The sequence below is a fragment of the Actinomadura macrotermitis genome (assembly GCF_009604375.1).
In the GTDB taxonomy this organism is placed as follows: Bacteria; Actinomycetota; Actinomycetes; order Streptosporangiales; family Streptosporangiaceae; genus Spirillospora; species Spirillospora macrotermitis.
The window spans coordinates 39,967-53,040 of record NZ_WEGH01000006.1; the positions used below are offsets into that span (position 1 = coordinate 39,967).

Annotated in this window: 12 protein-coding genes and 3 tRNA genes; 4 read left to right on the forward strand and 11 right to left on the reverse strand. The window is 73.7% G+C overall.

Going from position 1 to position 13,074, the window contains the following annotated elements; translation table 11 throughout:
- Positions 1 to 10 precede the first annotated feature (10 nt).
- The 4 genes from ACRB68_RS36765 to ACRB68_RS36780 all read right to left on the reverse strand — a co-directional run bounded on the left by ACRB68_RS36765 (position 11) and on the right by ACRB68_RS36780 (position 4,034).
- Entirely contained in the window at positions 11 to 1,423 is a 1,413-nt protein-coding gene (locus tag ACRB68_RS36765; RefSeq protein ID WP_328595255.1) for an extracellular solute-binding protein, read from the reverse strand.
- A gap of 77 nt (positions 1,424 to 1,500) precedes the next feature.
- Positions 1,501 to 2,340, reverse strand: a complete 840-nt coding sequence (locus tag ACRB68_RS36770; RefSeq protein ID WP_328595256.1) for an aminotransferase class IV — start codon at positions 2,338 to 2,340, stop codon at positions 1,501 to 1,503.
- A complete protein-coding gene (locus ACRB68_RS36775) occupies positions 2,303 to 3,316 on the reverse strand; it encodes a chorismate-binding protein (protein ID WP_153541052.1) in 1,014 nt (337 codons plus the stop codon). The genes ACRB68_RS36770 and ACRB68_RS36775 overlap by 38 nt, the downstream gene beginning before the upstream one ends.
- A 19-nt stretch (positions 3,317 to 3,335) precedes the next feature.
- The gene (locus ACRB68_RS36780; protein ID WP_153541055.1) at positions 3,336 to 4,034 is read right to left on the reverse strand and encodes a helix-turn-helix domain-containing protein; all 699 of its coding nucleotides are present in this window, start codon (positions 4,032 to 4,034) and stop codon (positions 3,336 to 3,338) included.
- A gap of 167 nt (positions 4,035 to 4,201) precedes the next feature.
- Between ACRB68_RS36780 and ACRB68_RS36785 the strand changes: the two genes are divergently transcribed.
- The 3 genes from ACRB68_RS36785 (at position 4,202) to ACRB68_RS36795 (ending at position 4,486) form a co-directional block, all read left to right on the forward strand.
- A tRNA-Gly gene (locus tag ACRB68_RS36785) sits at positions 4,202 to 4,273 on the forward strand.
- Positions 4,274 to 4,312: 39 nt separating this feature from the next.
- A tRNA-Cys gene (locus ACRB68_RS36790) sits at positions 4,313 to 4,383 on the forward strand.
- 31 nt (positions 4,384 to 4,414) lie between these two features.
- Positions 4,415 to 4,486: transfer RNA gene (locus ACRB68_RS36795), tRNA-Val, on the forward strand.
- Between the two features lie 168 nt (positions 4,487 to 4,654).
- Here the strand turns inward: ACRB68_RS36795 and ACRB68_RS36800 are convergent.
- Positions 4,655 to 6,601 (reverse strand): WD40 repeat domain-containing serine/threonine protein kinase, encoded by a 1,947-nt coding sequence (locus tag ACRB68_RS36800; RefSeq protein WP_194293591.1) that lies wholly within the window; start codon positions 6,599 to 6,601, stop codon positions 4,655 to 4,657.
- Positions 6,602 to 6,770: 169 nt separating this feature from the next.
- Between ACRB68_RS36800 and ACRB68_RS36805 the strand changes: the two genes are divergently transcribed.
- Complete coding sequence (locus tag ACRB68_RS36805) at positions 6,771 to 7,226, forward strand: MarR family winged helix-turn-helix transcriptional regulator (RefSeq protein WP_153541062.1); 456 nt, start codon at positions 6,771 to 6,773, stop codon at positions 7,224 to 7,226.
- On the opposite strand, the gene ACRB68_RS36810 is transcribed toward ACRB68_RS36805, so the two are convergent.
- The 6 genes from ACRB68_RS36810 to ACRB68_RS36835 all read right to left on the reverse strand — a co-directional run bounded on the left by ACRB68_RS36810 (position 7,213) and on the right by ACRB68_RS36835 (position 12,968).
- Positions 7,213 to 8,442: a cytochrome P450 gene (locus ACRB68_RS36810; protein WP_153541065.1), complete on the reverse strand. Its 1,230-nt coding sequence runs from the start codon at positions 8,440 to 8,442 to the stop codon at positions 7,213 to 7,215. The genes ACRB68_RS36805 and ACRB68_RS36810 overlap by 14 nt on opposite strands.
- A gap of 53 nt (positions 8,443 to 8,495) precedes the next feature.
- Positions 8,496 to 10,073: a hypothetical protein gene (locus ACRB68_RS36815; RefSeq protein ID WP_153541067.1), complete on the reverse strand. Its 1,578-nt coding sequence runs from the start codon at positions 10,071 to 10,073 to the stop codon at positions 8,496 to 8,498.
- 169 nt (positions 10,074 to 10,242) lie between these two features.
- The gene (locus ACRB68_RS36820; protein ID WP_153541070.1) at positions 10,243 to 10,767 is read right to left on the reverse strand and encodes an HPP family protein; all 525 of its coding nucleotides are present in this window, start codon (positions 10,765 to 10,767) and stop codon (positions 10,243 to 10,245) included.
- 406 nt (positions 10,768 to 11,173) lie between these two features.
- Positions 11,174 to 11,740 (reverse strand): hypothetical protein, encoded by a 567-nt coding sequence (locus tag ACRB68_RS36825; RefSeq protein WP_153541073.1) that lies wholly within the window; start codon positions 11,738 to 11,740, stop codon positions 11,174 to 11,176.
- Entirely contained in the window at positions 11,737 to 12,570 is an 834-nt protein-coding gene (locus ACRB68_RS36830) for an AAA family ATPase (protein WP_153541076.1), read from the reverse strand. Before ACRB68_RS36830 ends, ACRB68_RS36825 begins: the two co-directional genes overlap by 4 nt.
- Entirely contained in the window at positions 12,567 to 12,968 is a 402-nt protein-coding gene (locus ACRB68_RS36835) for a hypothetical protein (protein WP_153541080.1), read from the reverse strand. The genes ACRB68_RS36830 and ACRB68_RS36835 overlap by 4 nt, the downstream gene beginning before the upstream one ends.
- Between the last annotated feature and the right edge of the window lie 106 nt (positions 12,969 to 13,074).

The following is a 13,074-nucleotide window of genomic DNA, read 5'->3' on the forward strand; positions in this document are numbered from 1 at the left end:
GGAACCCGTCTCAGCCGGTGGCGACGTTGCCGGCGCCACCGACGATCCCCTCCAGCTTCTTCGTGTACTGCGCGGCGGCCTCGTCGGGGGATTTACCGGACACGACGGCGGCGGTGGCCTCCTGCAGCGCGGCCGACACCTGCGGGTACAGCGCGATGCCGGGCCGGTAGGCGGTCAGCGGCAGCACCTTGCCGGCGATGAACGACAGCAGCGGGTCGCCCTTGAGGATCTCGCGGTTGACGTCGTCGCGGGAGGTGATCTCGGGGGTGCCGGCGGTGCGGGCCTTGTGCATCTCCGGCGAGTTCATGAACGCCAGCAGCTCGAACGCCTGCTGCGGGTGCTTGGTGCTGGGATTGAGGACGGTGACCGCGCCGCCCGACATGCTGACGTGCGACTGGCCCCGGATGCCCTTGCCCGGCGCGATGGCGGGGATCAGTGCATACCCGACGTCCTGGTCGCGGGACGGCATCTTGGCGACGCCGGTCTTCGGGTTGATGACGTCGCGCCAGAAGTAGTCGCCCTCGGCCAGGATGCCGATCTTCCCGGCGGCGAACTCGGCGAACGACTTGTCGCGGCCCTTGGCCTCCTGCTGGAGCCGGGGATCGCCGAGACCCTCCCGGTAGATCGCCGAGTACAGCGCCAGGACCTGCTTGAACGCCGCGCCGCCGCCCGTCCACTTGCCGTTCGCGTAGATCTCCGCGCCCGCCCCGGCCAGCAGCGGCAGCACGCCCTGCATGCTGGTCGCCTCGCCCATCGCGGTGCCCGCGTCGAGCTGGATCGGGGTGACGCCGGGGACCTTCTTCAGCGCGCGCCCGGCGGTGCGCAGGTCGTCCCAGCTGTTCGGCTGCCAGTTCGCGGGCAGCCCGGCCCGCGCGAACAGCCTCTTGTTGTAGTAGAGGACGCGGCCGTCGGTGCCCGCCGGGATGCCGTAGCGCTTGCCCTGGAACGTCGCCAGGCCCTGCACGGCCTTGGGGATCTGCGCCCAGCCGTCCCAGGCGTCGGCGCGCGGCCCGGCGACGTCCGCGAGCGGGCGCAGATAGCCCGCCTGCGCGAACTCACCGACCCAGATGCCGTCGATGTCCATGATGTCGGCGCCGGAGCGGGACTTCAGGTCGAGCGAGAGCTTGGTCTTGTACGGCTCGTCGTCGACGCCCGACCCCTGGAAGACCACCTTCGCGGTGATCCCCTTGGCCTTCTGCGCGGCGACGAACCGCGGGATCACCGTCTCGGTGATCCACTCGGCCTCGCCGGTGTTCTTGCCGCCCTCGATGGCGTTGCGGGCGATCGTCAGGGTGTAGTTCCTCGCCTTGGCGCCCCGGTCCGGGTCGCCCGGCGAGCCGCCGCCCGAGCAGCCGGCGAGGGCCGTGCCCGCCAGGGCGAGCGCGGCCGCCGCCGCGATGGTGCGCCGTCCGGAATGGTCCACGGTGACCTCCCTACGCGTCACCGCCAACGTGACCCAGGACGGCGATCACGTAAAGACCCCAACCGGGTCCGCGCGGGTCAGGGGTCCAGGCGCTCCGCCGCGTGCGTCGCGAACGCCTCCATCGCCTTGGCCGTGATCGGGCCGGGCGCGGCGGGCAGCTCGGTGTCGTCGACCTTGGCGATCGGCTGGACGTCGCGGGTGGTGGAGACCAGGAACGCCTCCTCGGCGCGGTACAGGTCCGCCAGGGGGACGTCCTCCTCCTCGGCGCCGAACCACTCCAGCACCAGCGCCCGGGTGACGCCGGCCAGGCAGCCCGCCGACAGCGGCGGGGTCAGCAGCCGCCCGCCCAGCACCACGAAGATGTTGCTGCCGGTGCCCTCGCACAGGTTCCCGGCGAGGTTGCCGAAGATCGCCTCGCCGCCGCCGCGCTGCTTGGCGTACGCCAGCGCCATCGCGGCGTCGGCGTAGGACGTGGTCTTCAGGCCGGCGAGTGCGCCGCGCTCGTTGCGCGGCCACGGCACCACCGTGACGTTCGCCGTCGCCGGGAACGGCTTCTGCTCGCCCGCGACGACCGAGATCGTGGTGCCCTCGTCGCCGCGGTCCGAGCCGAGCGGGCCGGGGCCGCTCGTGTAGGTGATGCGCACCCGCGCCAGCGGGTGCTTCGGGCCGGCCGCCAGCACCTCCAGGACGCCCTGGGCGATCGCGTCCTGGTCGGGCTCGGGCAGGCCGAGCCCGGCCGCCGAGCGGGCGAGGCGCCGCAGATGCCGGGTGAGCGCGAACGGCTCGCCGTGCTGGGCCTTCACCGTCTCGAAGACGCCGTCGCCGACCAGCATGCCGTGGTCCAGGACCGAGACCTTCGCCTCGGCCGGATCCACCAGGTCACCGTTCAGCCAGATCTTGCCCTGCTCCGCCGTCACGGGATGCCACCTCCAGTAGCCGAGCCGCCTTCAGCTCGGTCTCGCGCCATTCGCCGCGTGGGTCGGACCCCCAGGTGATGCCGGCGCCGGTGCCGAAGCGCAGCAGCCCGTCCTCCGCCCAGAAGGTCCGGATGCCGACCGCGAGGGCGGCGCGCCGGGAGTCCGCGTCCACCCAGCCGATGGCCCCACAGTACGGCCCCCGGGGCACCGGTTCGAGCCCATCGAGCAAGGTCAGCGCGCTGGACTTCGGCGCGCCGGTGACCGAGCCCGGCGGGAAGGTCGCCGCGAGCAGTTCGGGCCACCCGGCGGACGGCTCGAGCCGGGCCCGGACCGTCGAGACCAGATGCACCAGCCCCGGGTGCTCCTCGACCTCGCAGAGGCCCGGCACGACGACCGAGCCGGGCACCGCCACCCGGCCGAGGTCGTTGCGGACCAGGTCGACGATCATCACGTTCTCCGCGTGGTCCTTCGGCAGCAGGTCCGCGGCGGTGCGGCCGGTGCCCTTGATGGGCCGCGACACCACCACCTCGCCGTCGCGCGCCAGGTACAGCTCGGGCGAGGCCGAGGCGAGGTGCAGGCCCGGCAGGCGGAGCGTCATCGCGTGCGGGGCGGGGTTGCCGCGGGCGAGGCGCCGGCCGAGGCCGGCGATGTCGGCGCGCGGGTCCAGCGGCGCCGACAGGACGCGGCACAGGTTGGCCTGGTAGACGACCCCCTCGGCGATCGCGGCGCGGATCCGCTCGACGCCCCGCACGTAGGCGTCCTCGTCCAGGGACGTGGTCCACTCCCCCGGCGCCCGCCAGGGGCCGTCCGGATGCGGCGCCGGGCGGACGTCGTCGAAGCGGGCGCACGTGACCTTGCCCTCGTAGGTGACCACGACGGCCCACCAGCCGCGCGAGTCCAGCGCGGCCGGATCGGAGGTCACGTCGGCCAGGCCGGTCGCCAGCAGCCCGCCGACGTGCGCGAACGCATCGTTCATGCGGACCAGTGTGCCCTGCCTAAGGGAGCACGCAGCCGAAGGCGTCGGCGAGGCCGCCGCGGCCCGCCGCGGTGACCGCCAGGGCGCGGCGCGCGGCGCCCCGCTCGAACCAGTCGAGCTCGATCATGCGGTCGGTGAGGGCGGCACCGAGCACGCCGTTCAGATGCGGGCGCCGCTCCGTCCAGTCCAGGCACCGCCAGGCGAAACGGCGGCGGGACCGGCGCAGCTGCGCGACGTCCAGGCCGATGCCGGCGAAACGCTCCTCGCCCTTGTCGGTGACCGCGTAGGACTCGTCGCCGTCCTGCTCGATGAGACCGCCGTCCAGCAGCGCCGCGAACAGCGCGACGCCCGCCTCGCCCGCCAGATGGTCGTAGCAGGTGCGCGCCTCGTGCAGGCGGCGCGCGTCGCGCGACTGGCGCAGACTGCGCACCCGCACCGGCCCGCTGAGCCGGCTGAGCGCCTCCACCACCTGCGCGATCTCGGGGCCCGTGAGCCGGTAGTAGCGGTGCCGGCCCTGCTTCACGACGGTGACCATGCCGCCGTCCAGCAGCTTGGCCAGATGGGCGCTCGCGGTCTGCGCGCTGACGCCCGCCGCCCGCGCCAGCTCCCCCGCCGCGAGCGGACGGCCGTCCAGCAGGACGTTCAGCATCGCCGCCCGTGCCCGGTCGGCGAGCAGCGCGGCGACGGGTGCGAAGTCGGAACCGTAGGAGTCGGACATGCCACGACTGTAGGCCGGGAACGCTTCGGCACCCGTCGAAAGATCTACCCGCCTGTGCCGGGCGCCCCGCGAAACCGGTTTGGGGTTCTCCGGAGAACGCGCTAATGTTCTCCATGTCGCCGCAAGGGACCGCCCCCCACAAGGGGAAACGGGACCGGGCAGCACACGCGGAAGTGGCTCAGGGGTAGAGCATCACCTTGCCAAGGTGAGGGTCGCGGGTTCAAATCCCGTCTTCCGCTCTGAGGGGCCTAGCAGGCTACCGAGCAAGGTCTCGCTTTGGTGGAGTGGCCGAGAGGCGAGGCAACGGCCTGCAAAGCCGTGTACACGGGTTCAAATCCCGTCTCCACCTCAAGGCCTACTGCCTGGCAGTGGGCTTGCACGGACGATTAGCTCAGCGGGAGAGCGCTTCCCTGACACGGAAGAGGTCACTGGTTCAATCCCAGTATCGTCCACGCGAGTTGGGCCATCGTGGTCGTCGCCCTTCGGGCGGCTTCCCCGGTGGCCCGCAGTGCTTTCCGGGGGGACGACCCCCCGAGCCCCCCGGTGTGGGGGCTCCGCCCCCACACCCCCGCGCGCGTGGCTGAGGTCGCTCCGGACCTTTCGGATCCAGGGCCGTCAGGTCAGCGGTGGTCGTCGTCGGGCTTCGGCATCTTCCAGATCTTGACCTTCCCGCCGATGCCGGCGGCCAGATACCTTCCGTCCGCGCTGATCGCCACCGACCAATCCTGCCGGACGTCTGACGTGGTCTTGCGCAGGTTGGCGTTCTTGCGGGTGTCCCACACTTCCAGGGAGCCGTTCTGTTTGGGAAGGTCCGTTCCCCGGGCGAAGGCGACGACCCTGCTGTCGGGGCTGAACGCCATGTCCGCCGGGTAGCCGCGGCGGCTGAGGGTGTACCTGCTGCGCCTGGTCGCGACGTCCCACCATGCGACGGTGTCCCGGTCGCTGATCGCGAGCGTCCTCCCGTCGGGACTGAGCGCCACGCGGGCCTCCGGCGCTCGGCGGACCAGGGCGGTGGAGCGTCCGGTGGCCGGATCCCACAGCAGCACGGCCCCCTCGGCGTCCGCGCTGGCCAGGATCTTGCCGTCGCCGCTGTAGGACAGTGACATCACGGTGGACTTGTGGCTTTTCAGGGTGGTCCTCACGTGTCCGGTGGCCACGTCCCAGAGCCTGATGTCCTTGCCCCAGTCGGAGGCCATGGTCTTGCCGTCCGGGGTGAAGACCACGGTGTGGACGGGAGTGCGCTCCCTGAGCGTGGGCAGGGTCGGTGAGCGCTCGATGGGCCGCTGCAGGACGGTGGGGCGGAACGCCTCTCCTGGTTTCTGACGCCTCCACAGGTAGATGCCGGCGGTGATGGCGGCGGCTATCGCCTTGTCGTCCCTGCTGACGGCGAGCCGGTTCGCCCAGATCCCGGCGGGGAGCTTGACGGTGGACCGCTTTTTCGTCCGCGGGTTCCATATGACGATCTGCCTGCCGTCGATGATGTGCAGCCTGCCGTCGGGGCCGAACTGCATCGGGCCGGCACCATCGTCGAGGTCTATCGTGTGCAGCGGTCTCTCCCACACGGTGGGTATCACGGCGGCGGCCAGCGTCGCGACGAGTACGACGGCGATCGACCACCTGCCCGTGCGGCTCTGCAGGACGGCTCGTGTCAGGCGTCTCGCCGGGCTCGGCCGTGTGGGTCGATCGGGGCCGGTGACGGTCCGGGGCTGAGGGGGCGGCGCCCATCCCCCGGGCGCCTCGGGCGGATCGGGCCGGGTGGCGGCCTCCAGCCCGGTGAGGCGGGTCAGGAGCCGCTGTGCGGTGGGCCGGTCGCCCGGGTGCGCGGCCAGGCACTCCGCGATCACTTCCCGCAGCGGCCCGGGCACCGCGTCCAGGTCGGGGTCGGCCGCCAGGATCCGGCGGGTGATCAGCGGGACGGCCGGGGCGTCGAACGGGGACCGGCCCGTGGCGGCGAAGACCAGCACCGAGCCCAGCGAGAAGATGTCGGACGCCTCGGTGATCTCCCCCTCGCCCACGTGCTCGGGCGACATGTAGGCCCAGCTGCCCAGTACGGCGCCGTGTGCGGTGAAGGTCCCGGCGTCCCGCGCCCGGGCGATGCCGAAGTCGATGATGCGGGGCTCGCCGGTCTCGGCGAGGACGATGTTGGCGGGCTTGAGGTCGCGGTGGACGATCCCGCTCCGGTGGATCGCGGCCAGCCCCTCGGCCAGGGCCGCGCCCAGGGCGCGCACCCGCTCGGCGGACATGGCGCCGTCGTCGCGCACCGCCCGGTCGAGGGACCGGCCGGGGATGTAGGCGGTGGCCATCCACGGCGGCTCCCCGGCGGGGTCGGCGTCGACGACCTCGGCGGTGTAGAAGCCGTGGACCCGCCGGGCGGCCTCGATCTCCCGGGCGAACCGCTCGCGGAAGTGCGGGGTGCCGGCGTGGTCGGGCCGGATGACCTTCACCGCGACCCTGCGGCCGCCGGGTGACAGGCCCAGGTACACCTGGCCCATGCCGCCCGCGCCGAGACGCCCCTCCAGCCGGTAGTCGCCGATCCGCCGCGGGTCTCCGGGGAGCAAAGGGTCCATTCGGCCGCCCATCGTCGAGGAGGAACCGGAGGCGCCGGCGGGCCTCCGCACGCCCGGCACAGCTCGGATCGTGTCAAAGAACAGACCGCCTGCGCACCCTTTCGGCTCCGTGCGTCCCGGCCGGGCGGCACGCACGGGATCACCGGCCGCCCGTCCGTAGAATCGGGGCATGACGGTGGACATGCTGGCCCTGGATGCGCAGGTGTGCTTCGCGGTGCACCGGGCGTCGCGGGCGTTCGACGCGCTCTACCGGACCGAGCTGCGCGACCTCGGGCTGACCTACCCGCAGTACCTGGTCATGCTGGCGCTCTGGGAGGAGGACGGCCCGACCGTCAAGCGGCTCGGCGAGCGGCTGCGGCTGGACTCGGGGACGCTGTCGCCGCTGCTGAAGCGGCTGGAGGCGGCCGGGATGGTGGAGCGGGTGCGCAGCCGCGCCGACGAGCGGTCGGTGTCGGTGCACCTCACCGGGCAGGGCGCCGCGCTGCGGTCGCGGGCCGCCGAGGTGCCGCGCCGGATCCTTGCGTCCACCGGCCTGGACCTGCGTGAGCTCGCGGACCTGCACGCCACGCTCGGCCGGGTGACCGAGCGGCTGGACGCGGCGGCGCGGGCGGCTAGGCCAGAGTGAGCGGGAGGCCGCGCAGGCCGCGCAGCAGGAAGCTCGGCTCGTACTCCAGGCCGCCCGGGTCGGCGAGCTCGATCGTGGTGGCGGCGCGGGCGAGTTCCTGCAGCGCCACGGTGGTCTCCAGCCGGGCGAGCGGCGCGCCCAGGCAGTGGTGGACGCCCCAGCCGAACGCCAGGTGCTCGCGGGCGCGGGGCCGGTCCGGCCGGAACGCGCCGGGGTCGTCGAAGTGCTCTTCGTCCCGGTTGGCGGCGGCGTAGGACAGCACCACCATGGCGCCGGCGGGCAGGTCCGCGCCGCCGAGCGAGGTGGGCTCGGTGACCAGCCGGAACATGCCCTGGACGGGGGTGAGGAAGCGCAGCCCCTCCTCGGTGAGGGCGGCGGCGCGGCCGGGGTCGGCGCGCAGCGACTCCCACAGGCCGGGGTCGGTCGCCAGCAGGTGGACCAGGCCGGTGAGCAGCTTGGTGGTGGTCTCGTTCCCGGCGACCATGATCTGCTGGATGATGCTGAGGCTCTCGGCGGTCGTCAGCGGGGTCTCGTCCTCGCCGAGGTGCGCCCGCACCAGGCCGGTCACCACGTCCCCGCGCGGGTCGGCGCGGCGTTCCTCCAGCAGGCCGGCGAAGTAGCGCTGGAACTCCAGGGCGCCGCGCTCGGCCTCGATCCGCCGCTTGTCGGGGGTGTCGGCGCCGATGGTGACGGTGAGGTCGTCGGACCAGCGCTTGAGGTCGTCCAGCCGGTCGCCGGGCACGCCGAGCATCGCGGCGATGACCTGGACCGGCAGCGGGACGGCGAAGTCGGCGACGAAGTCGGCGCTTCGCCGGGCGAGGAGGCCGCGCGCGAGCCCGGCGGCGATCGCGCGGACGTCGGGCTCCATGGTCTGCACGCTGCGGCGGGTGAACGCCTTGGCGACCAGGCGCCGGTAGCGGGTCTGGACGGGCGGGTCCTCGGTGAGCATGGTCGGCACCTCGGGCCAGCCCTGCGCCTGGATCTCCTCGATCCGGGCCAGGGTCTCGCCCGTCGCGGGGCTGCGCGGCGTGCCGAAGCGGCTGGAGAACACCTCGGGGCGGGCGAGGGCCTCGGCGACCAGGGCGCGGGACGTCACGAACCACAGGCCCGCCGCCGTCCGCACGATGGGCGCCTTCTCCCGCAGCGCCGCGTACCAGGGGTAGGGGTCCTGCTGGAAGCCGGGGTCCAGGGGGTCGAACGACGCGGGGTCCGTCATGCCTTTCAACTTAGGCGGACCCCGCGTCCGGCGCTTGGCCGTTCCCGGTCGCGTCATCTCCCCGGCGGGGTGTAGACGTTCCAGCCGGGGCCGAAGGCGGGCAGGATGTGGCGCTGCCAGTTCCAGGCGTAGTGGGGTGGGCGGTCGCTCTCGGACAGGATGCCGGTCGGGACGCGGCCGGCGGTGTCCAGCAACTGGTCGGGAGTGACGGACGCGTTGTTGCCGTCGGTCTGCGCCACCCGGCACCGCAGGTAGTAGGCGACCGGGACCGCCGCCGAGCCGCTCAGCAGGCACGGTGGTTTGATCCCCATGCCTTTCAGCTGCGCGGCGGCCGCCGCGTAGCCCATGCGGGCGGTGGTGTAGGTGCGGCCCATGTCGAACAGGAGCTTCTGCTGGACGGCCAGGTGCAGGCCGACCGCGATGAGCAGGATGGCCGCCACCGGCAGCCGCGCGCGCCCGGCGAGCCGCGGCAGGCCGGCCAGCGCCTCGGCGGCCGGCACGGCGGCCAGGGCGTAGGCGGGCAGCAGGAACCGGGGCGCGGCGTAGTCGAGGGTGAGCAGGTAGGGCGCGGCGGCCGAGACGGCGCAGACGGCGGCCACCAGGGCCGGGGCGGCGCCCCGCCCGGCCCGGACCCGCCGGGCCAGGAGCGGCCCGATGATCAGCAGGAGCGGCAGCACCAGCCACCACAGGGACTGCTCGGGGTGCTGCCATCCCACGTGGCAGGGGCGGCACAGCTGGGGTCCGTTGAGCGCCCGCAGCTCGTGCCAGGCCCCTTGCGGGTGCCAGCCGAAGCCGCCTTCGATCTCGGCGGCGCGCCGCAGCCGGGCCGCCGGCCCGCCGTAGCGGGTGAACGCCTCGGCGACCCAGGCGGCGCCGCCGAGCGCCAGCCCGGCCGCGAGCGCGGCGAGCAGCGGCAGGGCGACGCGCGGCCGCCGCCAGGAGCGGACGGCCAGGATCGCGAACGGCAGCGGCAGCACGACCCAGAACGCGTCGCCCGGCCGCATCAGCGCCAGCACCGCGGCGGCCGCCACCACTCCGGCGAGCGCGCCCATCGGGCGGCGCCGGCGGCGCCGCCGCCCGGCGGCGATGTAGCGGAGCGTCCAGCCGACGGTGGCGACGGCGGCGACGGCCTCGAAGTAGTTCGGCATGACCGCCGAGCCGTAGAAGCCGGCCACCCACAGGCCGCCGAACAGCAGCGCCGCCAGGGGCGTCACGGCGGAACGGGAGGTCAGGCGCAGCCACGGCCAGAACGCCACGGCCAGCGCGACCGCGGACAGCACCGCTAGGAAGGTCCGCACCACCGTCACCGAGTCGGTGAGCCGCACCACCGGCGCGACCAGGTAGGTGATGCCGCGGGCGCGCGGCGCGCTGAAGAACGCGTCCGGCACGCGCGGATCGACCTGGCCGAGGTAGAGCGCCTCGTCCCACGCCACCCCGCCGCGCCGCACCAGCAGGAGCAGCTGCGCCGCCAGGTAGGCGAGGGCGACGGCCGTCAGCCAGAAGCCGGCCCGGCGGATCGGCGCGGGGCGCCGGTTGCCCCGCTTCCCGGACGGTTCGGCGCGGCGCGCCGCGCGTTCGGTGCGGGGCCGGACGCGGTGCCGGTGCGCGGGTGGCGACGGGACGGTCTTCACGGATGCCTCCTGGTACCCCACGGTGGCCGTTCCGGTGGGAGGAGGTCCGAAGCCGGCCGGCGGCTTGATCACGCCGTTGCCGCTCGGGTGGTACCCGTGCGCGGTGGCGGCGAGACAGCGCCGACCGACATGTCGGCATAGCTTTGCCGACCTTTGGCACGTCGGAGGCTCAGCGCCAGTAGGCGGGGTAGCTGCGTCCCGGCAGGGCGCGCCCCATCAGCAGCCCGGCGGCGATCACCACCAGGACGGCGGGCAGCAGCGCGTCGGCGAGGAACAGCGGCGCGGGGCCGGTGAGGCCGATCAGCGCGGCGGTCGCGTTCGCGGGCGGGTGCGGCGCGCGCAGCAGCATCATCGGCGCGGTCGCCAGGCCCGCCGCCAGCACCGCCGACCAGACCGACGGGCCGAGCGCGGCGACGACCGCGAACGCCGGCAGGGCCGCGCTGAGGTGCCCGAGCAGCACGCTGCGCGGCTGGGAGAACGGCACCGCGGGCGCCACCGAGATGATCGCCAGGCTGGCGACGAACGGCAGCACGAACATCGGCAGGCCGGTGACGGTGGTGATGGCGGCGAGCAGCAGCAGGCCGCCGAGGGTGCCGAGGGTGGTGAACAGGACGGCGTGCGCGGCGGGCCGGGGCGGGGCGGACACGCGGGCCGGGCCGGGCACGGCCTGTCCGAGCACGGGCTGGTCAGGCACGGGCTGGTCAGGCACGGGCTGGTCAGGCACGGGCTGGTCAGGCACGGGGCGGTCGAGGGTGGCGGCTCCGGACGGGGAGCTGGGCTGGTTCATGGCGGATCCCTCTAACCATCTAAAAGCGTTTTACCGGTTGATGCGCTCAGGAGCCTAGAACCCGACGATCAAACCGGTCAACGCGAAATAAGGGGTTAGAGCGGTGACATGACGCACACCTGCCGGTGACCCGCGCGGCCCTCCGCGAGGTGCCGGCGGCGGGCGGGACGGGACGGGACGGCCGGACGCGGTGCGGGCGCACGACGCCGTCCGGCCTCGGCCGCGGGGTGGTGCGGCCGTTCAGCGGATCCTACCGGGCGGCCCTTTCCGGCCTGCCGCCGGGTCGCCGCATCCGCCCTGGTCAGGCGGCCCCTCAGCCGCCGGAGTCGTAGCGGAAGTCGACCGTGACCTCGCCCAGGCCGCCGTCGCGGCCGCCGATGCGGGCGCCCTTCTTGGCCTCGGCCAGATCGCCGCGGTCGGCGGGCGTCAGCGCGACGGTGCCGAGGGCCTCGCGGCCGGCCTCGCGCTGACCCGAGCGGTAGGTGTAGACGGCCCGGCAGCGCACCGGCCGGATCCTCTTCCTGGCCTCCAGCACCCGGGCCATGATCAGGTCCAGCGCGGGGGCGACCTGGCCGAGCAGCGACCGGTTCGGGTCCACCTCGAAGGACTTGCGGCTGCTGTCGTCCTCCATGATCACGCGGTGCCGCTCCCAGTCGACCGAGACGGACAGGTAGGCCGGCCGGCCGCCGTCCGCGCGGTGGATGATCAGCTCGACCTGCTCCAGGTAGCGGCCCTGGAAGCCCTTCAGCACGGTCTCCAGCACGGTGTCGTCCACGTCGAAGGCGGCCACGATCTGCCGCGCGACCTCGCCGATGACCATGGCCCGGACGAGCGTGACCACCTCGGGCCGGACCGAGATCATGTCGTCGTCGTCGCTCATCGCCGGCCTCCCAGGAAGCTGCGGGGCCCCTCGGCGGACTGCTCCAGGGCGGCGGCGACCTCGTCCAGCCCGAGGTCGAGGGCGGCGACGTCGCCGAAGCGGTGCCGCAGGTGCTCGATGTCCATCGAGCCGGTCGTGGTGACGTACTCCAGGGCGCGGTCGGCCAGGCAGGCGCGGACGGCGGCGGAGAACGCCGCGACGGGCGCGCGCGGATGGGCCTTCAGCAGCTTGTGGATCGCGCCGTCGTCGGCGCGCGGGATGTGCCGGCGGATGAGCGCGGCGATGACGGCGAACCGCTCGGCCGCGTTCGGCTCCCAGGTGAAGATGTCCATCCGGCCCGGCCGCATGAGGGGCCCGTGCAGGATCGAGAAGTCGTTGCCGGTGATGAAGATCGGGATGCGCCGCTGCGGGACCCGTCCCGACCCGTGCAGCGGCACGCCCTCGGCGAGGTTCATCAGCGCGCCGGTGAGCAGCTGGGAGTTGACGGTGTAGCGCACGTCGTCGCGCTGGCCCGCCGGGCTGAGGTCGAAGTCCTCCAGCACGATCGCCGGCCACGCCCCGGGGTTCTTCTCGCAGTACAGCTCGACGGCCTCCAGCAGCCCGCGCAGTTTGTCCAGGGAAGCGGCCTCCATGCGGCCCGACAATTGCGCGCCCGACTCGACGAACAGCGCGACCTGCCATTCCCGCAGGGTCTGGGCGAGCTGGTAGGACTTCCCGTCGCCGGGCGGCCCCTGGATCATCATCAGCAGCGGGTGGTCGGGGAAGCAGGACGCGGCGACCAGGTGCCGCCGGACCCGCCTCATGAAGCGCTCGGGGATGTGCGGGGTCACGCCTCTTCCTCGGGTTCGTAGTGCAGGTGGTCGCCGGGCTTGCGGTTCATCTGCCAGTCGGCGAGGAAGCGGGCGTCGAGCATGTCGCCCTCCAGGCCCTGGTAGCGCGGCTCGATGGGCCGCAGCGGCAGCGGCGCCGGGGCGTCGCCGCCCTCGGCCTCCCGCTTCGGGGGCGCGGGACGGGCGGGCGGCGCCGGCGCGGGCGGCGGCACGTAGGTGATCGGCGACTCGGCGGGCGCGGGTTCGGCCCCGGCCCGGGGCGGGGCGGGGGTGAAGGTGATGGGCGACGTCGGCTGGGGCGGGGGAGGCGGAGGCTCCTGGCGCTTCCGGCGCATCATCAGCACCGGGATGAGCGCGGCGACGATGGTCGCGACCGCCCCGATCAAGGCTTCGCTCACAGCCGCCCCTCCTTTACCTGCTGGTCCACGATCGCTTGGACGCGCAGAAAGGGGAGGCGGTTCACCCGTCAGCGGAAGGAGGCGTTCTTTTCCTTCCGTCCATTCA